Genomic DNA, 22,319 nt, shown 5'->3' on the forward strand with positions numbered 1-22,319 from the left:
AGGCTGCGCGGGTCGGTCGTGACGGCTGCTGCCCGTGCGGCGGTCAGCCCGCGGCGAGGTGGTCGGCCGTGGCCCGGCCGACCGCCGCCATCAGCGGGTACTCGTCCGGGTGGGCCAGCAGCACCGGGACGTAGCTCGCGGCCCACGCGCGGGCACGCACCCAGGTGGCGTCGTCCCAGCCCCGCAGCTCCCGGGTCCGGGCGACGAACGCGGCACGCCCGGCGGCGTCGAAGGTCATCCACGCGGTCGCGAGGTCGCTCGCCGGGTCGCCCGCGCACAGGTCGCCGAAGTCGATGAGCGCCGTCAGGGAGCGCGCGTCCGCCAGCAGGTTGCCGGGGTGCGGGTCGCCGTGCACCCACACGGGCGGCCCGTCCCACGCGGGGGCCGCCAGCCCGTCGTGCCACGCGCGCAGCAGCACCTCCCGGTGCGGCAGCGGCGTGCCCGCCAGCCGGGCCCCGACCACGGCGTCCCGGTCCGCGAGCGGCACGCCCCGGAACGGGTTGTGCGGCGCGTCCGGCGGCGCGGGCACGTGCAGGGCGGCCAGCGCCTCGGCCAGCGCGGGCGCCCACACGGTCCGGCCGGCCACCGGTCCTGCGGCCACCACGTCGCCCGGCAGCCACGGCACGACGCTCCACGGCCACGGGTACCCGGCGCCGGCGCGGCCCACCCGGGCGGGAGCCGGGACCGCCACCGGCAGCGTGGGGGCGAGCCGGGGCAGCCAGCGCTGCTCGTGCTCGACGAGCGGGGCGGACGCCACGCGCACGGGGAACCGCAGCGCCAGGTCGTCACCGAGCCGCCACGTGAGGTTGTCCCACCCGTGCACGCGCCCGTGCACGGGCAGGCCGGCCAGGTCGGGGTGCTGCTCGACGAGGAGGTCGTGCGCCAGCGCGGCGTCGACGTCGACCTCGATCTTCGGGTGCCGCGGCGGCGGGGGACCGGGCGCGGGACCGGCCGCCGTGCTCACGGGACGACCGTGCGGTGCACGTCCCACGGCACCGTCCACCCGAGGGCGTCGAGGACGCCGTGCAGGACGATCGCGGTGAACCCCCACACGACCACGCCGTCGTCGAGCACGAACGCGGGCGTCCGGACGCGGCCGTGGCCGGTGCTGTGCTCCACGGAGCCGCGCCGGGCGGGGTCGAGGAGGTCGGCGACGGGTGCGCGGAACACGTCGACCGTCTCGCGGTGGTCGACCGCGGCCACCGCCGAAGGCCGCGACCACCACGCCAGCACCGGCGTGACGAGGTTGTCGCTGACCGGCAGCGGCACGTCCGCGAGCGTCCCCAGAGGCTCGACGCCGCCCGGGTCGAGCCCCGTCTCCTCGACGGCCTCGCGCAGCGCCGCCCCCACGGGACCGTCGTCCTCGGGGTCGATGCCGCCGCCGGGGAACGCGACCTGGCCCGGGTGGTGCCCCAGCGTCGCGGACCGGCGCTGCAGCAGCACGTCGAGGTCCGCGGGGACGTGCCCCGTGCCGCCGGCACCCGCCGGGTGCGAGTCGAGCACGCCGAACAGCACGAGCACCGCCGCGCGCCGCGCGCGGGCGGGGTCGCGCAGCGCGCGCGCCGGGTCGACCCGCCAGTCCACGCCGCGGGCCACGAGGCGCACGAGCTCGGCGCGCGCGTCGGTGCCCGGCGTCGTCATCCGCGGGCCCGGACCGCGCCCGCGAACGCCCCGAACGCCGCCGCGGCGGGCCCCGCGAGCGCGGGCAGGTGCCGGGCGCCGTCGGACCGGATCGCGTCGACCTCGTGCTCGTCGAGCCCGGCCACCATGTCCGGCGTGCGCAGCCACAGGTCCAGCAGCGCCGCGTCGAGCTCGGGGTGGAACTGCACGCCCACGGCGCTGCCGGCGCGGAACGCCTGCACCTGCGTCACGTCCGACGACGCCAGCAGCGTGGCGCCTGCGGGCAGGTCCACGGTGTCGGAGTGCCAGTGCAGCACCGTCGCGCTGCCCTCTCCCGTGCCCGGGGCCAGCGCCCCCACGACCGGGTCGTCGGCGACGAGCCGGACCGGGGCGAACCCGATCTCGAGACCTGCGCGGCGGTGCAGGCGTGCCCCCAGGGCCAGCGCCAGCAGCTGGTGGCCCAGGCACACGCCCAGCACCGGCACGTCCGCGTCGACCGCCGCCGCGAGCAGCGCCCGCTCGGCGGCCAGGCCCGGGTGCCCGGCGACGTCGTCGGCGTCCATGGGGCCACCCATGACGACGACGCCGGACAACGCGTCGACGCCCGGCAGCCGAGGCTGCGGGTCGTCGAGCACCGTGCGGACCCGGTACGGGACGTCGCCCAGCGCGGGGGAGATCCGACCCAGGCCCTCGTGCGGCGCGTGCTGCAGCACGAGCACGGGACGCACGTCGGTCACCAGCCGTCGGGCAGCGGCCGGCCCTCGGCGTAGCCGGCCTCGGACTGGATGCCCACGACCGCGCGCTCGTGCAGCTCCTCCAGGGAGGTCGCACCCACGTACGTGGCCGCCGAGCGCACGCCCGCGGTGATGTGGTCGAGGAGGTCCTCGACGCCGGGACGCCGCGGGTCCAGGTACATCCGGGACGTCGAGATGCCCTCCTCGTACAGGGCCTTGCGGGCCCGCTCGAAGGCGGTGCCGCCCCGTGTGCGGGCCGCGACGGCGCGCGCCGAGGCCATGCCGAAGCTCTCCTTGTACGCGCGGCCGTCGGCGTCGTGGTGCAGGTCGCCGGGCGACTCGTGCGTGCCGGCGAACCAGGAGCCGACCATGACCTGCGACGCGCCGGCGGCCAGCGCGAGCGCGACGTCGCGCGGGTGCCGCACGCCGCCGTCGGCCCACACGTGCCGGCCCAGGCGGCGGGCCTCCGCCGCGCACTCGAGCACCGCGGAGAACTGCGGGCGCCCGACGGCCGTCATCATCCGCGTCGTGCACATCGCCCCGGGCCCGACGCCGACCTTGACGATGTCCGCACCGGCCTCGACGAGGTCGCGCACACCCTCGGCGGTGACCACGTTGCCCGCGACGACCGGCACCTGCGGGTCGAGCGAGCGCACCGCGGCCAGCGCGTCGATCATCTTGCGCTGGTGGCCGTGCGCGGTGTCGACGACGAGCACGTCCACGCCCGCGGCGAGCAGGTCGGCGGCCTTGGACCGCACGTCGCCGTTGATGCCGACGGCCGCGGCGATCCGCAGCCGGCCCTGCGCGTCGAGCGCGGGGGCGTAGATCGACGAGCGCAGCGCGCCGACGCGCGTGAGGACGCCCACGAGGCGGCCGTCGCGCACGACGGGGGAGAAGCGCCGCCGCGAGCGGTGCAGCTGCTCGAACGCCTCCTCCAGCCCGGCGGGGCCGGCACCCTCGACGACGGCGAGGTCCACGGTGGTGGGCTCGGGGGTCATCACCTGGTCGACCTGGGTGAACAGGTCGACGCCGCGGCAGTCCGCCTCGGTCACGACCCCGACGGGCCGCCCGTCGTCGACGACGACCGCGGCACCGTGGGACCGCTTGGCGATGAGCGTCAGCGCCGTGTGCACGGTGTCGTGCGGCTGCACCACGGTCGCGGTCTCCACGACGGGGTGCCGCTGCTTGACGCTCGCGACGACGCCGGCGACGACGTCCGTCGGGGTGTCCTGCGGGAGCACGGCGAGGCCGCCGCGGCGGGCGACCGTCTCGGCCATCCGGCGGCCGGCGACGGCCGTCATGTTGGCGACGACGATCGGCAGGGTGGTCCCGGTGCCGTCGACGCTGGTCAGGTCGACGTCGAACCGGGAGATCACCTCCGAGCGGGACGGGACGAGGAAGACGTCGCCGTAGGTCAGGTCGGAGGTCGGCGCGTGGCCGGGCAAGAAGCGCATGGGTGTTCCCCTTTCCGCCTCATGCTACCGGCGCCCCGGTAGGGTCACGGGCATGCTCGTGGCGCTCACCGGGGTGGGCCTGTCGGCCGCCGCCGGCCTCAACGCCTACGTCCCGTTCCTGCTCGTCGCGCTCCTCGCGCGGCTCACCGACGTCGTCGTGCTGCCCGACCCGCTGGTCTGGATGGAGAGCTGGTGGGCGATCGGCGTGGGCACGGTGCTGCTCGTGACGGACGTGGTGCTCGACAAGGTCCCCGCGGTCGACTCGGTCAACGACGCCGTGCAGACCCTCCTGCGGCCCGCGACCGGGGGCGTGGTGTTCGCCGCGACGTCCGCGGCCGAGCGCGTCGAGGGCTCCACGCAGGTCACGGGCTTCGTGGCGGAGCACCCGTGGGTGCCGTTCGTCGCCGGGGGAGCGGTGGCCCTCGCGGTCCACGCGGTCAAGGCGACGACGCGCCCGGTCGTCAACGCGGCCACGGGCGGGCTCGGTGCACCGGTGGTCTCGACGATCGAGGACGGGGCGGCCGTGGGGCTGAGCCTGGCCGCCGTCTTCGTGCCCGTGCTGGTGGCGGTGCTGCTCGTCGCCGTGGTCGCCGGCGCCGTCCTGGTGCGCCGCCGCGCCCGGCGGCGCCGACCCCCGGGGGCGGCCCCCGGCTGAGCGGGTCGGCCCGGCCCGGCTCTCCTGGGCACGTGCACAGGACGGACACATCGTGCGCGGGCCCCCGCGCGCGCGGGCGCCTAGAGTGTGGTGGCTGACCGTCCGTGCGGCAGCGTCGCCGCACCTGGGAGGAGACCCGTGGCCCTGCTCGACCGCATCACGTCGCCCGCGGACGTCCGCGCACTGCCCGCCCGCCGCCTGGGCGACCTCGCGGACGAGATCCGTGCGTTCCTCGTCGACCGCGTCTCGCGCACCGGGGGGCACCTCGGGCCGAACCTCGGCGTCGTCGAGCTGACCATCGCCCTGCACCGGGTGTTCGAGTCGCCGCGGGACACGCTGGTCTTCGACACCGGCCACCAGGCGTACGTGCACAAGCTGCTCACGGGCCGGCGCGACTTCTCCGACCTGCGCCGTCGCGGCGGCCTGTCGGGGTACCCGAGCCGGGCGGAGTCCGAGCACGACGTCGTGGAGAACTCCCACGCCTCGACGGCGCTGTCCTGGGCGGACGGCATCGCCAAGGGCCGGCAGATCGCGGGCGAGCACGACCGCTACACCGTCGCCGTCATCGGCGACGGTGCGCTGACCGGGGGCATGGCCTGGGAGGCGCTGAACAACATCGCCTCCGGCGCCGACCGCCGGCTCGTCGTCGTCGTCAACGACAACGGCCGCTCCTACGCGCCGACCATCGGCGGGCTCGCCCACCACCTCGACACGCTGCGCACCACGCAGGGCTACGAGTCCGTCCTCACGTGGGGCAAGACGACGCTGCGCCGCTCGGGTGCGCCGGGCCGCCTGGCCTACGGGGCGCTGCACGGGCTGAAGAAGGGCATCAAGGACGTCGTCGCGCCGCAGGGCATGTTCGAGGACCTCGGCCTGAAGTACGTCGGCCCGGTCGACGGCCACGACGAGGGCGCGGTCGAGCGCGCGCTGCACCGCGCCAAGGCGTTCGGCGGCCCGGTCATCGTGCACGTCATCACCGAGAAGGGCCGCGGGTACTCCCCGGCCGAGCAGGACGTCGCCGACCGGTTCCACGCTGTCGGGCGCATCCACCCCGAGACCGGGCTGCCCCTGGCTCCGTCGCGCTTCGGCTGGACCAGCGTGTTCGCCGACGAGATCGTCCGCATCGGGCGTCGTCGCCCCGACGTCGTGGCGATCACCGCCGCGATGCTGCAGCCGGTCGGGCTGGCCCCCTTCGAGGCCGAGTTCCCCGAGCGTGTCTTCGACGTCGGCATCGCCGAGCAGCACGCCGCCACGTCCGCCGCGGGCCTGGCCTTCACCGGCCTGCACCCCGTGGTGGCCGTGTACGCGACGTTCCTCAACCGCGCGTTCGACCAGGTCCTCATGGACGTGGCGCTGCACCGCGCGGGCGTGACGTTCGTGCTCGACCGGGCCGGGATCACCGGTGACGACGGCGCGAGCCACAACGGCATGTGGGACCTGGCGATGCTCTCCATCGTCCCCGGGCTGCGCCTGGCGGCGCCCCGCGACGAGGAGACGCTGCGGGCGGCGCTGCGCGCGGCGGTCGACGTCGACGACGCCCCCACGGTCGTGCGCTACCCCAAGGGCGCGATGGGGGAGGCGCTGCCGGCGCTGGAGGACGTCGACGGCGTCGACGTGCTGGCCCGCCACGAGGGCGGTGCCGGCGCCCGGAAGGTGCTCGTCGTGGGTGTGGGCTCGATGGTCCCGACCGCGCTGCGCGTCGGCGAGCTGCTCGCCGGCCACGACCTGGCCGTCACGGTCGTCGACCCGCGGTGGGTGCTGCCCGTGCCCGCGGCGCTCGTCAAGCTCGTCGGGGAGCACGACCACGTCGTCACGGTCGAGGACGGCCTCGTCGACGGCGGCATCGGCGCGCTCACCGGCCAGCGCGCCCGCGAGGCGGCCTGCCTGACGCCCGTGCAGTCCTTCGGCGTGCCCGCCGCGTTCCTCGACCACGCCACGCGCGACGAGATCGTCGACGAGCTGCGCCTGGGCGCGCACGACGTGGCCGCCGACGTGCTGCGGGCCCTCGGCGCCCGGTCCTGACCACCCGGTCCGACACGTCCCGCCGGGTGCCCGCCCGGCGGGACGTGTCGCGTCCGGGCGCGGGCGGGTGATGTGCGCTGTGCTGTGCGTCACGTACGCTCGTGGAGGGGCGGGACCCAGGTCCCAAGACATCCCATCACTGGCCTCCTAGCGTGGTTCTCATCGACCCCGGACCCCAGGAGCGTCAGATGTCCATCACCGCCGTACCCAGCGACCGCGACACCGCCGTCCCGGCAGCCTGGGAGGGCTTCGCCACCGGGCCGTGGACCGACCACGTCGACGTCCGCGACTTCATCCAGCGCAACTACACGCCGTACACCGGCGACGCGAGCTTCCTCGCCGGCCCCACCGCCCGCACCACGGGCATCTGGGACCGCCTCAGCGCGATGTTCCCCGCCGAGCGTGAGAAGGGCGTCTACGACGTCGACCCGACCACGCCCTCGACGATCACGTCCCACGGCCCCGGCTACATCTCGAAGGACGACGAGCTCATCGTCGGCCTGCAGACCGACGCCCCCCTCAAGCGCGCGATCATGCCCAACGGCGGGTGGCGCATGGTGCAGACGTCGCTCGAGACCTACGGCTACGAGGCCCCGCAGCACGTCGTCGACACGTTCACCAAGTACCGCAAGACCCACAACGCCGGGGTCTTCGACGTGTACCCGCCGAACGTGCGCGCCGCGCGCAGCTCGCACATCATCACGGGCCTGCCCGACGCCTACGGCCGCGGCCGGATCATCGGCGACTACCGCCGCGTGGCGCTGTACGGGGTCGACGCGCTGATCGCGGCGAAGAAGCTCGAGAAGGCCTCCCTCGACATGGAGCGCTCCGTCGAGGACGTCATCCGCGACCGCGAGGAGCTCTCCGAGCAGATCCGCGCGCTCGGCGAGCTCAAGACGATGGCCGCGTCCTACGGCTACGACATCTCCGCGCCGGCGACCACGGCCCGCGAGGCCGTGCAGTGGCTGTACTTCGCCTACCTGGCCGCGGTGAAGGAGCAGAACGGCGCCGCGATGTCGCTGGGCCGCACCTCGACGTTCGTCGACGTGTACCTGCAGCGCGACCTCGCCGCCGGCGTCCTCACCGAGGAGCAGGCGCAGGAGATCGTCGACGACTTCGTCATCAAGCTGCGGATCGTGCGCTTCCTGCGCACCCCGGAGTACGACCAGCTCTTCTCCGGCGACCCGACGTGGGTCACCGAGTCCATCGGCGGTCTCGGCGAGGACGGTCGCCCGCTCGTCACGAAGACCTCGTTCCGGTACCTGCAGACCCTGTACAACCTGGGCCCGGCGCCCGAGCCGAACATGACCGTGTTCTGGAGCGAGCGGCTGCCCGAGGGCTTCAAGAAGTTCTGCGCGCAGGTCTCGATCGACACCTCCGCCGTGCAGTACGAGTCCGACGAGCTCATCCGCTCCTCGTGGGGCGACGACGCGGCCATCGCGTGCTGCGTCTCGCCGATGCGCGTGGGCAAGCAGATGCAGTTCTTCGGCGCCCGCGTCAACCTCGGCAAGGCGCTGCTCTACGCGATCAACGGCGGCCGGGACGAGATCTCCGGCAAGCAGATCGCCCCGGTCATGGCACCCGTGGACGGCGAGGTGCTCGACTACGACGACGTCATGGCCAAGTTCGACAAGACGATGGACTGGCTCGCCGAGACGTACGTGGACGCGCTGAACTGCGTGCACTACATGCACGACAAGTACGCGTACGAGCGCATCGAGATGGCCCTGCACGACCGGACCGTGCTGCGCACCCTCGCGTGCGGCATCGCGGGCCTGTCCGTGGTGACCGACTCCCTGTCGGCGATCAAGCACGCCAAGGTCCGCGCCCTGCGCACGGCCGACGGGCTGGTCACCGAGTACGCCGTCGAGGGCGACTTCCCGACGTACGGCAACGACGACGACCGGGCCGACGACATCGCGGTGTGGATCGTCCGGCGCTTCATGGAGAAGATCCGCGCGCTGCCCACCTACCGCGGTGCGCTGCACACGCAGTCGGTGCTGACGATCACGTCCAACGTCGTGTACGGCAAGGCCACCGGGTCCACCCCCGACGGCCGCAAGGCCGGCGAGCCGTTCGCCCCGGGCGCCAACCCGATGAACGGCCGCGACACCCACGGCATGCTCGCCTCGGCGCTGTCCGTGGCCAAGCTCCCGTACTCCGAGGCGCAGGACGGCATCTCGCTGACCTCGTCGATCGTGCCCTCCGGGCTCGGCCGCACGAAGGACGAGCAGTTGACCAACCTCGTCGGCCTGCTCGACGCCTACGTGCTGTCGGCCGGGTTCCACATGAACGTGAACGTGCTGAACCGCGAGACGCTCGTGGACGCCATGGAGCACCCGGAGAACTACCCGCAGCTGACGATCCGCGTGTCCGGCTACGCGGTGAACTTCGTCCGGCTGACCCGCGAGCAGCAGCTCGACGTGCTGTCCCGCACGTTCCACGGCGCGGTCTGACCCGCCGCGCGACCCCGGCCCGCCCCGCGCGGGCCGGGGTCGCACCACCGTCGGGCCCGCCCCGACCCCGCACCACCGGCACCACCCGCGCAGGACGACCGCAGAGCCAGGTGACGACGTTGACCGCCACGGACGAACGCCCCGGAGCCCCGGTCGTGCCCCTGGGGCTGCCGCTGGTCGGCGGCTCGCACACCCGCACCGCGGGTCACGGCACCGCCGGCCTGGAGACCACGGAGGCCGAGCGCTCCGAGCGCCTCGCCGCCGTCCGCGAGGGCCGTGTGGGGTCCGTGCACTCCTGGGAGCTCGTGACGGCCGTCGACGGCCCCGGCACCCGTCTCACCGTGTTCCTGTCGGGCTGCCCCCTGCGCTGCCTGTACTGCCACAACCCCGACACCATGCAGATGCGCCGCGGGACGGACGTCACCGCCGACGAGATCCTCGCGCGCGTCGCCCGCTACCGCGGTGTGTTCACGGCCACCGGCGGGGGCCTGACCATCTCCGGCGGCGAGCCCCTCATGCAGCCCGCGTTCGTGCGCCGGCTCGTGCGCGGCGCCGCGGCCATGGACGTGCCCGTGGCGATCGACACCTCCGGCTACCTCGGCGCCCAGATCGACGACGCGACCCTGGACGACGTGTCCCTCGTGCTGCTCGACGTGAAGTCCGGCGACCCGGAGACCTACCGGCGCGTCACCGGGCGCGAGCTCGCCCCGACGCTGGAGTTCTCCCGGCGCCTGGCCGCCCGCGGCACGCGCCTGTGGATCCGGTTCGTGCTCGTCCCGGGCCTGACCGACGCGCCGGCGAACGTCGCGGCCGTGGCCGACCACGTCGCGTCCCTCGGCCCCGCGGTCGAGCGCGTCGAGGTCCTGCCGTTCCACCAGATGGGCCGCGACAAGTGGGCTGAGCTGGGGATGCGCTACGAGCTCGAGGACACCGAGCCCCCGACGGCCGAGGCCACCGAGGCCGTCCGCGACGTGTTCCGCGCCCGCGGCCTGCTCACGCACTGATCCCGCGCAGGGCCCGGGTGCCCCGCCGCTGGTGCGGCGGGTGCCCGGCCGGTGCCGCTCAGCCCGCGCCGAGCCCGTTCCACAGCTCGGCGCTGGCGACGAGACGGGCCGAGAAGGTCTCCACGCGGACGCCCGAGCGCAGGTTCGTCGTCCAGGTGGTGCGCTCCGTCGCGGTCGACGCCCGGCCGAGCAGGAGCTGGTACTGCCCGTCGACGCGCCGGTGCAGGTGCGTGGTCGACGCCAGGACCGTGCGGGCCACCGAGGTCCGCCCGGCGACGGTGCTCGCGCTCGGCGTCCACCGGCTCAGCTGGTCCGCGGTGGGGGCCTTGCCCAGCAGGTCCTGCGACATCGCCTCGACCCACGCGCGCGACGTGCCGCCGGCCAGCGAGTAGTAGGTCGCGGAGGCGATCAGGTACGCCTCGAGGTCCTGCGGGCTGCTGCCCGTGCCGAGCTTCGAGCGCCACTGCGAGAGCATCGTCGTGCTGGGCGACCGGTCCAGGTAGGTGCCGTACGCGGCGTCGACGAGCTGCCCGCGGTACGTGACGCTCGACGTCAGGGAGGTCGCCAGCGTCAGCCGCGACGTCCCGCCCTCGAGGCGCGAGGTCCACGTGGCGGCGTTGGTGCTGCTGGGCGCGCGGCCCACGAGCATCTGGTACGCCTCCTGCACGTACAGGGACGTGCGCGACGGCGCCATGCTCCCGGCGACCAGGGCGGACGACGACGACAGCAGCCCGACGCCGGGCGAGCGCGGGTCGGCGACCACGTCGCGGGACGTGGCGCGCAGCGACTCGGCGACCTGCGTCGCGGTCGCACCCGGGTTGCGGGCCAGGACGAGCGCGGCCACGCCCGACGCGTGGGGGGCCGCCATCGACGTGCCGGACCGCAGCTCGGCGCCCGACGCGTACGTCAAGGAGGTCGACATGATGCGGTTGCCGGGGGCGAAGACGTCCAGGCACGGGCCGTGGTTCGAGAAGTACGCCCGGTCGTCGTGCTCGTCGGACGCGCCGACGGTCACGGCCGCCGGTGCGGCCGCGGGGGACTGCGTGCAGGCGTCCTCGGCCTTGTTGCCGGCCGCCGCGACGACCACGAGCCCGCGCTGCACGACCTCCTCGACAGCGGCGTCCAGGGCCTCGTTCCGCGGCCCCCCGAGCGAGAGGTTCACCACGCCGGGCGTGCCGGCGGCGTGGGTGGCCAGGACCCAGTCGAGGCCGGCGACGACCGTCGACGTGCTGCCCCGGCCCTCGCAGTCGAGGACGCGTACCGGCACGACCGTGGCCTTCTTCGCGACCCCGAAGGTCGTGCCGGCGACCGTGCCGGCCACGTGGGTGCCGTGGCCGTGGCAGTCCGTGGTGCTGCTGCTGCCGGCGACGGCGGACATCCCGGCGGCCAGGCGGCCGCTGAGCTGCGTGCCGCCGCTGACCCCGGTGTCGACGACGTACACCCGCACGCCGGCCCCGGCGGTGTCGTCGTAGGTGAACGACTGGTCCAGCGGCAGCGCCGCCTGGTCGATGCGGTCGAGGCCCCAGGGCGCCTGCGCCTGCGTCGCGTCGACGGAGTACTCCTGCTCGGGCGCGACGGCGGCGACGTCGCCACCGGCCTCCAGTGCCGCGAGCTGGTCGGGCGTCAGCGCGACCGTCAGGGAGCCGACGTCCTCGAACGTCTGCGTCGGCTCCGCCCCCAGGTCGGCGAGCTGCTCGCCGACGGCCGTGACGTCGTCCGTCTGCACGACGTACGTGGTCGCACCCTCGGCCACGACGGGCGGGGCGGTGCCCGGCTCCGGGACGGACCCGTGCAGAGGGGCGCCGGGTGCGGCCGCCTGGCAGAGCAGCACTACCGCGGTGCCCGCGCCGAGCGCCCCCAGCAGCCGTGAGCGTCCCTGCGTCGTGCTGCGCCCCGTCATCGACCCCGTCCTCCCCGGGACCGCTCGCACGGCGCCCCCACACCCTGGTCATCGGCCGGACGGGTGAAGGATCTGAGCGGTCGACCGGGACGAGATGTCCGGGTCGTCCGCACCGGCCCCCGCGCCGCGCGGTGCGGGGGCCGGTCGGGTGTCACCCGCGGGGGACGTCCGCGACGCCCGTAGGCAGGAGCCGGCGCCCCAGGACCTTCTCGGACGTGCCCGTGCGGTCGAGGTACGGCGTGATGCCCCCGAGGTGGAAGCCCCAGCCGGCACCGAGGACCATGCACAGGTCGATCTGCTGGGGCGTGGTCACGACACCCTCGTCGAGCATGTGCCCGATCTCGACGGCCAGCGCGGTGCGGACCGCGTCGAGCACGCCCGCCTCGTCCAGCGGTGCGTCGGCGGACCGGTCGCGGGCCGCGTCGAACACGGTCTGCACGGCGGGGTCGACACGCTGCGGCAGACCCTTGGCCGGTGCCGGGCGCACGACGGGCGTGCCCTCCGCGACGAGCTTCTCCAGGCCCGCCGAGCGCGGGAACCGCTCGCCGAGCCCGGCCCGCAACGACGTGAGCACGTGCAGCCCCACGGCGGGACCCACGAGGTCGAACAGGGCGAACGGCGGCATCGGCAGCCCCAGGGGGTCGAGCGCACGGTCGGCGACCTCGACGGGCGTTCCGTGCTCGACGGCGTCGACGACCACCCCGAGCAGGAGCACGAGCAGCCGGTTGACCACGAAGCCCGGCCGGTCCGCGACGAGCACGGCCGTCTTGCCGAGCCGGTCGGTGACGGCGAACGCCGTGGCCAGGGCCGCGTCCGACGTGGTCGTCGCACGGACGACCTCGACGAGCGGCATCGCGGCGACGGGGTTGAAGAAGTGCAGGCCCACGACCCGCTCGGGGTGGGCCAGGTCGGCGGCCATCGCGGTGACCGACAGCGCCGAGGTGTTCGTCGCCAGCACCGCGTCGGGCGCCACCACCTGCTCGAGCTCGGCGAAGACGCGCTTCTTCAGCTCGAGCACCTCCGTGACGGCCTCGACGACCAGGTCGCAGCCGGTGAAGACGTCGAGCTCCGTCGAACCGGTGATGGACGCGACCAGCCGTGCCCCGGCGTCCGACGTGACCCGGCCGCCGGCGACCAGCCGCTCGACCGCGGCACGCACGGCCGCCAGCCCCTGCTCGACCCGGGCGGGGTCGATGTCGCGCATGACGACCGGCACCGCGAGCCGCCGGGCCAGCAGCACCGCGATCTGCGCGGCCATCAGCCCGGCGCCGACCACCCCGGCCTTCGTCACGGGCTGCGCGAGGGCCGGGTCGGGGGCCCCGGTGGGACGCCGCCCGGCCTGCACGAGTCCGAACGCGTAGACGCTCGCGCGCATCTCGTCGCTCATGATCAGGTCGGCCAGCGCCTCGTCCTCCGCCGCGAACGCCGCGTCCCGGTCGGTGTCGCGCGCGGCGGCCATCAGGTCCAGCGCGCGGTAGGGGGCCGGGCGCGAGCCGTGCAGGGTCGCGTCGAGGCGCTCGCGGGCCGCGTCCGTGACCGCCCGCCAGGTCGCCGCGTCGTCGAGGGCGCGGCGGGGCACGACGACCTCGCCCGCGAGCACGCGGGCGGCCCACCGCACGGACTCCTCGAGGAAGTCCGCGGCGTCCAGGACGACGTCCACCAGGCCCAGGTCGGCGGCCTCCTGCGCGCTGAACGGCTTGTTCGCCGCCGGCCGTGCGAGCACGACGTCCACTGCACGCTCGATCCCGACCAGGCGCGGCACCAGGTACGCCCCGCCCCACCCGGGCACCAGCCCCAGGCCGGTCTCCGGCAGCGCCAGCGCCCGCACGTCGGCCGCGACGGTCCGGTGGTCGCAGTTGAGCGCGACCTCCAGGCCGCCGCCGAGCGCGACTCCGTTGACGAACGCGAACGTCGGCACGCCCATCTCGCCCAGCAGCCGGTACGCGGCGTGCCCGCCCCGCCCCAGCCCCAGTGCCTGCTCCCGGGAGGTGACGCCCGCGACCTGCGTGAGGTCCGCGCCCGCGGCGAGGTAGTACGGCTTGCCGGTGACCGCGACGGCGGCGATCTCGCCGGCCCGGGCGCGTGCCTGCAGCGCCGTGAGCACCTGCGTGAGCCCGGCGATGCCCTGCGGGCCGAGCGTCGTCGGCTTCGTGTGGTCCAGGCCGTTGTCGAGCGTGACCAGCGCGAGGGTGCCCAGCCCGTCGGGCAGGGGCACGTCGCGCACGAGCGCGTGCGTCACGCGCTCCGGGCGGGGGTCGGCCCCGTGGGCCGTTCCGGTGGCGCTCATCGGGCGTCCTCCTCGCGGGTCGTCGTGCCGGTCCAGTGCGGGTTCTCCCAGACGACGGTGCCGCCCTGGCCGAGGCCCACGCACATCGTCGTCAGGCCGTAGCGGACGTCGGGCCGCTCGGCCATCTGCCGGGCCAGCTGGGCCATCAGCCGCACGCCCGACGACGCCAGCGGGTGCCCCACCGCGATCGCCCCGCCGTACGGGTTGACCCGCGGGTCCTCGTCGTCGATGCCGAACGCGTCGAGGAACGACAGCACCTGCACCGCGAACGCCTCGTTGATCTCGACCAGGCCGATGTCGTCCATCGTCAGGCCGGCGCGGTCGAGCGCCTTGTGCGTCGCCGGCACCGGGCCCAGGCCCATGACGTCCGGGTCGACGCCGGCGTACGCGAACGACACCATCCGCAGGCGCACCGGCAGGCCCAGCTCGGCGGCCACGTCCTCGGCGGCGAGCACGCACGCCGCGGCACCGTCGGTCAGCGGCGCGGAGGTCGCGGCCGTCACGCGCCCGCCGGGACGGAACGGCGTGGGCAGGCCGGCGACGGACTCCAGCGTGGTGCCCGGGCGCGGCGGCTCGTCCGCGGTGGCCAGCCCCCAGCCGCGCTCCGGGTCGCGCAGCGCGACCGGCACGAGGTCGGGCGTGATGGCGCCCGCAGCGAGCGCGCGGGCGTACCGCTCTTGGCTGCGCACCCCGTACGCGTCGGCCCGTGCCCTGGTCAGCGCCGGGAACCGGTCGTGCAGGTTCTCGGCCGTGACGCCCATGTTCAGCGCGTCGGGCGCGACCAGACGCTCGGCCAGGAACCGCGGGTTCGGCTCGGCGTCGAACCCCATCGGGTGCCGGCCCATGTGCTCCACGCCGCCCGCGACCGTCACGTCCTGCGCGCCGACGCCGATCGCCGCGGCCGTCGTGGTCACGGCCGTCATGGCCCCCGCGCACATGCGGTCGATCGCGAACCCGGGGACCGAGGCGGGCAGCCCGGCGAGCATCGCGACCGTGCGGCCGAGCGTCAGGCCCTGGTCGCCCTGCTGCGTCGTGGCCGCGAGCGCGACGTCGTCGACCCGCTCCGGCGGCAGCTGCGGGTGCCGGCGCAGCAGCTCGCGCACGGTCTTCACGGCGAGGTCGTCCGCGCGCGTGTGGGCGTAGAGGCCGTCCTTGCGGGCCCGGCCGAACGGGGTGCGGACCGCGTCGACCATCACGACGCGGCGGACGGCCCCCGGCGCACGGGCGTCGGCGGGCGGGCGGGCAGAGGTCGTCATCGGGTCCTCCTGGGACGGCGTTGTCCGGTGCCGGGGCCACCCGGCGGTCACGCCGCCCACGGGACGTAGGTCCCTGGCGGCGTGAAGCTACTCAAGAGTAACCACGCGCCGTGCCGCTTGTCAGCACCCCACGGCCGGACCCGCCGTGCGCGGTGCGCTCAGGCGTCGGCGAACGCCGCGGCGACCCGGTGCCCGAGCAGCTCGACCTGCCACGCGCGCGCCCCGCCCGCCACGAGCGCGGCGCGCACGGCCTCCTCGGTCGCGGGCCGAGGCGGCGACCAGCACACCCGGCGCAGCAGGTCCGGCTGCAGCAGGTTCTCCACCGGCACGTGGTGCTCCACGGACAGCGCCGTGACGACCTCCCGCGCCGCCGCGAGCCGCCGTGCGGCCGCCGGGTCGCGGTCCGCCCACACGCGTGGCGGGGGAGGCCCGTCGCCCGCCGGCCCGCGGGCCGACGGCAGGTCCTGCTCGGGCAGCGCCACCGCCCGGTCGATCGACTGCTGCCACAGGGCGGCACGCCGCCGCGTGCCCTTGCCCGCGAACTGCGGGAGCGCGACGAGCTGGCCCACCGTGCGGGGCAGCGCCTGCGCGGCGGCGACGATCGCCGTGTCCGGCAGCACCCGGCCCGGGGAGATGTCGCGCTCGCGGGCGTTGCGGTCGCGGGTCGCGTACAGCTCGCGCACCACGGCCAGGCGCCGCTGGTCACGGATCGTGTGCAGGCCCGAAACGCGGCGCCACGGCTCGGCGCGCGGCGCGGGCGCCGGTGCCGTGCGCACGGCCTCGAACTCCTGCCGCGCCCACTCGGCCTTGCCCTGCTCGGCCAGCCGCTCGGCGAGCACCTGCCGCACCTCGACGAGCACCTCGACGTCGAGGGCGGCGTAGCGCAGCCACTCCTGCGGCAGGGGGCGGGTCGACCAGTCGACCGCGGAGTGCTCCTTGGCCAGGCCGAGGCCGAGGGTGTCCGCGACCACCGCCGCGAGCCCGACGCGCTCCATGCCCAGCAGCCGCGCGGCGAGCTCGGTGTCGAACACCCGGCTGGGCCGCATGCCCTGCTCGACGAGCCCGGGCAGGTCCTGCGACGCGGCGTGCAGCACCCACTCCACGCCCACGAGCGCGTCGGACAGCGCCGACAGGTCGGGCAGGGCCACGGGGTCGATCAGGGCGGTGCCGGCGTCCTCGCGGCGCAGCTGCACGAGGTAGGTGCGCTGCCCGTACCGGTAGCCCGACGCGCGCTCGGCGTCGACCGCGACGGGGCCGGTGCCGGCGCCGAAGGCCTCGACGACCGCGGCGAGCGCCGCGGGGGTCTCGACCACGGGGGGCACGCCGTCGGCGGGCTCGAGCAGCGGGACGACAGCAGGGGGTGCGAGCTCCGGGCGGTCGTCGACGCCCGGGCCCGGCGCATCGGTCGGCACCTCGGTTCCCACGGGTCAACGGTAGGCGACGTGCGGGGCGTGCCGGTGCAGCCGGGCACGCGCGTCGCGTGTGACGTGCACCGACGCGCCGGCTCGTGGGCCGGGGCGGGCGTCGGGCGGCGTCAGTCGATGAGGCCGGTGCGGATCGCGATGGCCACGAGCTCGGCGCGGTCGCCCGTGCCGAGCTTGCGGGAGATGCGGGCGAGGTGGCTCTTGACGGTGAGCGCGGACAGCCCGAGGTCCTCGCCGATGAGCTTGTTGGTCCGGCCCTGGGCGACGCAGGTGAGCACGCTCAGCTCGCGCGCGGACAGCTCCGCCGTCGGGGCCGCCGGGGCGGGCGGGGGCGGGGGCGTCGGGGCGACCGCCTCCGTGGTGCTGGCCACCCCGCCGCGCAGGCCGCCGCCGAGCAGGGCGCGCAGCTCGGCCCGGCCGGCCTGGCGGGCCAGGACGACGACGCGCGCGGCGCCGCGCCGGCGCAGCGTGGCGACGAGCGCCTCGCCGTCGCCGGGGGCGATCTGGGTGACGACCACGCACATCGGGTGGCGCACGGGCGCGGCCGGCGCCCGGCGGGACGTCGGCACGTCCGTGACGCTCGACGCACGCCGAGCCGGGAGGGCGCGGGGGTCGCTGCGGCGGAGAGGCTCGATGGTCACACCTGCCCCATCGGCACCACCTGCCGCGGACTTGAGGAACGGGGCCGGCATCCGGCTCCTCTCGCAGGTCAGGGGCGGGTGGTGGTCAGCGGCGGGGGAGCGGGACGACGCCCTCGGGCAGCGGCGGCAGGCCCGCGGCCGTGCACAGCAGCGTGGTCCACGCCGTCAGGTGCGGGGCCAGCCGTTCGTCCCACGAGGTCCACGACGCGCGGATCTCCAGCTCGGACTGCTCCTCGCGGCGGTCCAGGGCGCCGAAGCTCTGCGACAGCACGCGCGTGACGGTCCCGCCGGCCGCGTGCGGGTCGACGCCGGCGGAGCCGAGGGCGTCGAGGAACCAGGTCCACGCGACCTCGCCGAGCAGCGGGTCCGCGCCGACCTCCTCCTCCAGCGTGGCCCGCACGAGCGTGACCAGGCGGAACGAGCCCTCCCAGGCCTCTTGCCCGGCGGGGTCGTAGAGCACGACGAACCGGCCCGAGGCGAGGTCCTGGGCAGCCACCGAGCGTCGCGCCGTGCGCACCTCGGCGGTCAGCGCCGCGGAGTACGGGGCGATCCGGGCAGGTCCGGTCACCTCCTCCAAGGAGACCTCGGGTCGTACGGGCACGCCGCGCAGCGACCGCAGCGCGCGGACGAACTCGGCAGGGACGTCCTCCGGTCCGGGGGGGCTCACGCGGTGAGCGTACGCACGCCGTGCGCCGTCTCGACGTCCGGCACGCCGCACGTCACCCGGGTGCGGCGACTAGTCTCGTCGCCGTTGCACATCCGGCGCGCGTGCGCCCGTCGTTGCTGGTCGCGCGCGCCGTCCCTCGGCGCAAGGAGTCCTCGATGTCTGTCCCCGCGACCACCACGGGCACCGCCCAGATCGGTGTCACCGGCCTGGCGGTCATGGGCCGCAACCTGGCGCGCAACTTCGCGCGGCACGGGTACACGGTGGCGGTGCACAACCGCACGGCGGCGCGCATGCGCTCGCTCGTGGCCGACCACGGCGACGAGGGCACCTTCGTGCCCACCGAGACGATGGCCGACTTCGTGGCCGCGCTCGAGCGGCCCCGCAAGGTCGTCGTCATGGTCCAGGCCGGTGCGGCCACCGACGCCGTGATCGACGAGCTCGTCCCGCTGCTCGAGGCGGGCGACATCGTCGTCGACGCCGGCAACGCGCACTTCCCCGACACCCGACGCCGCGAGGCCGCGCTGCGCGAGAAGGGCCTGCACTTCGTGGGCACCGGAGTGTCCGGCGGCGAGGAGGGCGCGCTCAACGGCCCGTCGATCATGCCCGGCGGCACCCGCGAGTCCTACGAGAGCCTGGGCCCGATCCTCGAGGCGATCTCCGCGAAGGTCGACGGCGTGCCCTGCTGCACCTGGGTCGGCCCGGACGGCGCCGGCCACTTCGTCAAGATGGTGCACAACGGCATCGAGTACGCCGACATGCAGCTCATCGCCGAGGCGTACGACCTGCTCAAGGCCGGGCTCGGGGCGTCGGCCGCCGAGATCGGCGAGGTCTTCGCGGCGTGGAACTCCGGCGACCTGGAGTCCTTCCTCATCGAGATCACCGCGGACGTGCTGCAGCACGTGGACGCGGCGACCGGCAAGGCCTTCGTCGACGTCGTCGCCGACGCCGCCGAGCAGAAGGGCACGGGCCGCTGGACCGTCCAGAACGCCCTCGACCTGGGCGTGCCGATCACCGGCATCGCGGAGGCCACGTTCGCCCGGGCGCTGTCGGGCTCGGCGCCGCAGCGCGCGGCGGCCCGCGGCGTCCTGCCGGCCGACGTCCAGGCGTGGAACGTGCCCGACCCGGGCGCGTTCATCGAGGACGTCCGCAAGGCGCTCTTCGCGTCGAAGGTCGTGGCGTACTCCCAGGGCTTCGACCAGATCGCGGCGGCGTCGGCCGAGTTCGGCTGGGCCATCGACCGCGGCGCCATGGCGCGCATCTGGCGCGGCGGCTGCATCATCCGGGCCAAGTTCCTCGACCGGATCACGCAGGCGTACGAGCGCGACGCGCAGCTGCCCCTGCTGCTGGCCGACCCGTACTTTACCGCGGCCGTGGCCGACGGCGTCGCGGCGTGGCGCCGGGTCGTGGCCGCCGCGGCGGTGCACGGCGTCCCGACGCCCGCGTTCTCCTCGTCGCTGGCGTACTACGACGGTGTGCGTGCCGAGCGCCTGCCGGCGAACCTCGTCCAGGCGCAGCGCGACTTCTTCGGTGCGCACACGTACCGCCGCACGGACCGCGACGGCTCGTTCCACACCGACTGGTCCGGCGACCGCGCCGAGCACGAGGCATGAGCCGGCGCACCCACGGCACCGCTCAGGTCCCGGCCCCGGACCTGCAGCCCGTCATCCTCGGCGGGGACATCGGTGCCTACTCCCTCGCGCGGGCGTTCCACGAGGCGTACGGCGTGCGCCCCGTGGTCGTCTCGACCGTCGCGACGGGGCTCGTGCGCGACTCGCGGATCCTGCGCAACGTCGTCGAGCCCGGCATCGACGACGCCCCGACCGTGGTCAAGCGGCTGCGCACGATCGCGGCCTGGTACCCCGACAAGCAGCTCATCGCCCTCGGCAGCGCCGACTGGCTGGTGCGCACGCTCGTCGAGAACCGGTCGCGCCTGGAGGACCTGTACACGATCCCGTACGTCGACCTGACGACGTTCGACAAGGTCACCGACAAGGTCCTGTTCGGCGAGCTGTGCCTGCGCCTGGGCATCGACCACCCCGCGACCGTCGTGCACGACGTGCAGGGCGGCGGCGTGCCGGACACGTCCGGGCTGCGGTTCCCCGTGATCGCGAAGGCCGCGGACACCGCCGCGTACCACCTGGTGGAGTTCCCCGGGAAGATGAAGGTCTTCACGGTCGACTCCCCGGCCGACCTCGCCGAGCTGCTCGAGCGGGTCCGGGCGTCGGGCTTCCAGGGCGCGTTCGTCATCCAGGACCTCATCCCCGGTGACGACTCGGGCATGCGGATCCTCACGTGCTACTGCGACCAGGACGGCAAGGTGCGCTTCTCGGCGTTCGGCGACGTCCTCGTCGAGGAGCACACGCCGGGTGCGCTGGGCAACCCCGCGGGCATCGTCACGCGGCACGACCAGCGCATCGTCGAGCAGGCCACCCGCCTGCTCGAGCACCTCGGCTGGCGCGGGTTCGCGAACTTCGACCTCAAGTACGACCCGCGGGACGGGCGCACGGTGTTCTTCGAGCTCAACCCCCGCCTGGGGCGCTCGAACTTCTACATCACCGCCGGCGGGCGCAACTCCGTGGAGCTGTACGTGCGCGAGCACCTGCAGGGCCTGGACCCGATGCCCGACGGCGTGCCCGACCACCTGGCCGAGCCGCACCTGTACACGGTCCTGCCCCGCCCGCTGCTGCGCCGGTACGTCACCGACCCGCAGATGCGCGCGACGGTCCGCCGCCTGGAGCGCGAGCGCCGGGTGACGAACCCGCTGTGGTACCGCGCCGAGACGCACCCGCGGCGCATCGCGTACCTGCTGGCCGCCCAGGCCAACCAGGTGCGCAAGTTCCGCCGGTACTACCCCTGGCCGCGGCGGGGGGCGGGCGCGTGAGCGACGAGGTCGGGGTCATCGGCGGGGTCGGACCGGCCGCGACGGTGTGCTTCCTCGACCTCGTCGTGCGGCACACCGCCGCGGGGCGCGACCAGGACCACGTGAACCTGGTCGTGCTCCAGCACGCGGCCATCCCTGACCGGACGGCGTACATCCTCGGTGAGTCCTCGGACGACCCGGGGCCCGTGATGGCCGCGGACGCCCGCCGGCTCGAGGGGCTCGGCGTGCAGTTCGTCGTGGTGCCGTGCAACACCGCGCACCACTTCACCCAGGAGGTCGCCGCGGCGGTCCGGATCCCCGTGCTGTCGATCGTCGACGAGACCGTCGACGAGGTCGCGCGGCGGATCGGCACCGGCACGGTCGGGCTGCTCGCGACGAGCGGCACGCTCGCCGCGCAGGTGTACCAGCACGCCGCCGCGGCGCGCGGGCTGGCCACGGTCCAGCCCGACGAGGACGACCAGCGCACCGTCATGCGGGTCATCTACGACCAGGTCAAGGCGGGGCTGCCGGCGGACGTCGACGCGCTGCTCGCGGTCGCGGACCGGCTCCGGGCCCGCGGCGCGGACGCGGTCGTGCTCGGCTGCACCGAGCTCTCGGTGGTCGCCGCCGAGCACGACCTGCTCGGGGACCGTACGCTCGTCGACTCCCTCGACGTGCTGGCCCGGCGCACGGTCGTGCGGGCGGGGCGTCCGCTGCGGGACTGACGGACGCGGCCCCGGTGCGACGGGGCCTCCGCGCGACGAGGCCGGACCCCGCAGGGGGTCCGGCCTCGCGTCGTCCCGCCCGGCGTCGGGCGGGGCGGGTGCGTCAGCCGAGCTCGCTGGTGCCGCTGTACAGGTGCAGCACCGGCACCTGGAGCTGGTCGCGGGCCCGCGACGCCCAGTCGGTGTGGAACGTGTCCTCGACCATGTGCGGGTAGGTCACCACGACGACCTCGCGCACGTCGCCCGCCGCGACGGCGGTGCGCAGCGCGGGCAGCGGGTCGTCGTCGGTGATCTGGCCGGTCGCGGTGCGCCCGGCGGCGGTGAACGCCGCGACGCTGCGGTCGATCTGCTCCTGGGCGGTGGCACGGGCCTGCGTGCGCGACGGCTCGCCGCCCGTCGCGCGCTCCCACGCCTCGCGCAGCTCGCCCATGCTCAGCGCGTCGACGATCCAGGGGACGAGCGGGCGGTCGGTGTCGGCCGGGACCAGCACGCGGTACGCGAGGTCCTCGCCGCCGTGCAGGTCGAGGATGTGCTGGACGTCGCTGCCCGCGAGGGTGTCCTCGGTGAGGACGAGGATGGTGTCGGTCACGCGACGAGCCTACGGCGCGTCGCGC

General features: G+C 75.2%; 18 protein-coding genes. 7 read left to right on the forward strand and 11 right to left on the reverse strand.

Going from position 1 to position 22,319, the window contains the following annotated elements; translation table 11 throughout:
- Positions 1-43 precede the first annotated feature (43 nt).
- From BKA21_RS00595 to BKA21_RS00610, 4 genes are read right to left on the reverse strand one after another with little or no spacing between them, the layout of a single operon-like run.
- A complete protein-coding gene (locus tag BKA21_RS00595) occupies positions 44-964 on the reverse strand; it encodes an aminoglycoside phosphotransferase family protein (RefSeq protein WP_140459091.1) in 921 nt (306 codons plus the stop codon).
- Positions 961-1,641, reverse strand: a complete 681-nt coding sequence (locus BKA21_RS00600; RefSeq protein WP_140459090.1) for an NUDIX hydrolase — start codon at positions 1,639-1,641, stop codon at positions 961-963. The genes BKA21_RS00595 and BKA21_RS00600 overlap by 4 nt, the downstream gene beginning before the upstream one ends.
- Positions 1,638-2,357 (reverse strand): type 1 glutamine amidotransferase, encoded by a 720-nt coding sequence (locus tag BKA21_RS00605; RefSeq protein ID WP_140459089.1) that lies wholly within the window; start codon positions 2,355-2,357, stop codon positions 1,638-1,640. The genes BKA21_RS00600 and BKA21_RS00605 overlap by 4 nt, the downstream gene beginning before the upstream one ends.
- Complete coding sequence (locus tag BKA21_RS00610) at positions 2,354-3,808, reverse strand: GuaB1 family IMP dehydrogenase-related protein (RefSeq protein WP_140459088.1); 1,455 nt, start codon at positions 3,806-3,808, stop codon at positions 2,354-2,356. The genes BKA21_RS00605 and BKA21_RS00610 overlap by 4 nt, the downstream gene beginning before the upstream one ends.
- Before the next feature lie 52 nt (positions 3,809-3,860).
- Between BKA21_RS00610 and BKA21_RS00615 the strand changes: the two genes are divergently transcribed.
- The 4 genes from BKA21_RS00615 (at position 3,861) to pflA (ending at position 9,945) form a co-directional block, all read left to right on the forward strand.
- Positions 3,861-4,463, forward strand: a complete 603-nt coding sequence (locus BKA21_RS00615) for a DUF4126 domain-containing protein (protein WP_140459087.1) — start codon at positions 3,861-3,863, stop codon at positions 4,461-4,463.
- A gap of 138 nt (positions 4,464-4,601) precedes the next feature.
- The gene (dxs, locus tag BKA21_RS00620) at positions 4,602-6,485 is read left to right on the forward strand and encodes a 1-deoxy-D-xylulose-5-phosphate synthase (protein ID WP_140459086.1); all 1,884 of its coding nucleotides are present in this window, start codon (positions 4,602-4,604) and stop codon (positions 6,483-6,485) included.
- A gap of 188 nt (positions 6,486-6,673) precedes the next feature.
- Positions 6,674-8,941 carry a formate C-acetyltransferase gene (gene pflB, locus BKA21_RS00625; protein WP_140459085.1) on the forward strand — a complete coding sequence of 756 codons (2,268 nt, stop codon included), beginning with the start codon at positions 6,674-6,676 and terminating at the stop codon, positions 8,939-8,941.
- A gap of 119 nt (positions 8,942-9,060) precedes the next feature.
- The gene (gene pflA, locus BKA21_RS00630; protein WP_218886959.1) at positions 9,061-9,945 is read left to right on the forward strand and encodes a pyruvate formate-lyase-activating protein; all 885 of its coding nucleotides are present in this window, start codon (positions 9,061-9,063) and stop codon (positions 9,943-9,945) included.
- Positions 9,946-10,003: 58 nt separating this feature from the next.
- Here pflA and BKA21_RS00635 read toward each other — a convergent pair whose 3' ends face one another.
- The 6 genes from BKA21_RS00635 to BKA21_RS00660 all read right to left on the reverse strand — a co-directional run bounded on the left by BKA21_RS00635 (position 10,004) and on the right by BKA21_RS00660 (position 18,120).
- Positions 10,004-11,845 (reverse strand): S8 family peptidase, encoded by a 1,842-nt coding sequence (locus tag BKA21_RS00635; protein WP_140459083.1) that lies wholly within the window; start codon positions 11,843-11,845, stop codon positions 10,004-10,006.
- Positions 11,846-11,996: 151 nt separating this feature from the next.
- A complete protein-coding gene (locus BKA21_RS00640) occupies positions 11,997-14,132 on the reverse strand; it encodes a 3-hydroxyacyl-CoA dehydrogenase NAD-binding domain-containing protein (RefSeq protein WP_140459082.1) in 2,136 nt (711 codons plus the stop codon).
- Positions 14,129-15,388, reverse strand: a complete 1,260-nt coding sequence (locus tag BKA21_RS00645) for a thiolase family protein (RefSeq protein ID WP_140459081.1) — start codon at positions 15,386-15,388, stop codon at positions 14,129-14,131. Before BKA21_RS00645 ends, BKA21_RS00640 begins: the two co-directional genes overlap by 4 nt.
- A gap of 158 nt (positions 15,389-15,546) precedes the next feature.
- Complete coding sequence (locus BKA21_RS00650; RefSeq protein WP_373308156.1) at positions 15,547-16,812, reverse strand: HRDC domain-containing protein; 1,266 nt, start codon at positions 16,810-16,812, stop codon at positions 15,547-15,549.
- A gap of 110 nt (positions 16,813-16,922) precedes the next feature.
- Positions 16,923-17,381, reverse strand: a complete 459-nt coding sequence (locus BKA21_RS00655; RefSeq protein WP_239072768.1) for a helix-turn-helix transcriptional regulator — start codon at positions 17,379-17,381, stop codon at positions 16,923-16,925.
- Between the two features lie 157 nt (positions 17,382-17,538).
- Positions 17,539-18,120 (reverse strand): DUF3000 domain-containing protein, encoded by a 582-nt coding sequence (locus tag BKA21_RS00660; RefSeq protein WP_140459080.1) that lies wholly within the window; start codon positions 18,118-18,120, stop codon positions 17,539-17,541.
- Between the two features lie 155 nt (positions 18,121-18,275).
- On the opposite strand from BKA21_RS00660, the gene gnd reads away from it, so the two are divergent.
- Genes gnd through cuyB form a run of 3 tightly spaced genes read left to right on the forward strand, consistent with a single transcriptional unit; the run spans position 18,276 to position 21,705 of the window.
- Positions 18,276-19,730, forward strand: coding sequence for an NADP-dependent phosphogluconate dehydrogenase (gene gnd, locus BKA21_RS00665; RefSeq protein ID WP_140459079.1), 1,455 nt, complete (start codon positions 18,276-18,278; stop codon positions 19,728-19,730).
- Entirely contained in the window at positions 19,727-21,001 is a 1,275-nt protein-coding gene (locus BKA21_RS00670) for a carboxylate--amine ligase (RefSeq protein ID WP_140459078.1), read from the forward strand. The genes gnd and BKA21_RS00670 overlap by 4 nt, the downstream gene beginning before the upstream one ends.
- Positions 20,998-21,705, forward strand: coding sequence for a cysteate racemase (gene cuyB / locus BKA21_RS00675; RefSeq protein WP_170209001.1), 708 nt, complete (start codon positions 20,998-21,000; stop codon positions 21,703-21,705). The genes BKA21_RS00670 and cuyB overlap by 4 nt, the downstream gene beginning before the upstream one ends.
- Before the next feature lie 103 nt (positions 21,706-21,808).
- Here the strand turns inward: cuyB and BKA21_RS00680 are convergent, their stop codons facing one another.
- The gene (locus tag BKA21_RS00680; protein WP_140459077.1) at positions 21,809-22,294 is read right to left on the reverse strand and encodes a hypothetical protein; all 486 of its coding nucleotides are present in this window, start codon (positions 22,292-22,294) and stop codon (positions 21,809-21,811) included.
- Positions 22,295-22,319 lie beyond the last annotated feature (25 nt).

It is taken from the genome of Cellulomonas oligotrophica, from assembly GCF_013409875.1.
GTDB classification, from domain to species: domain Bacteria; phylum Actinomycetota; class Actinomycetes; order Actinomycetales; family Cellulomonadaceae; genus Cellulomonas; species Cellulomonas oligotrophica.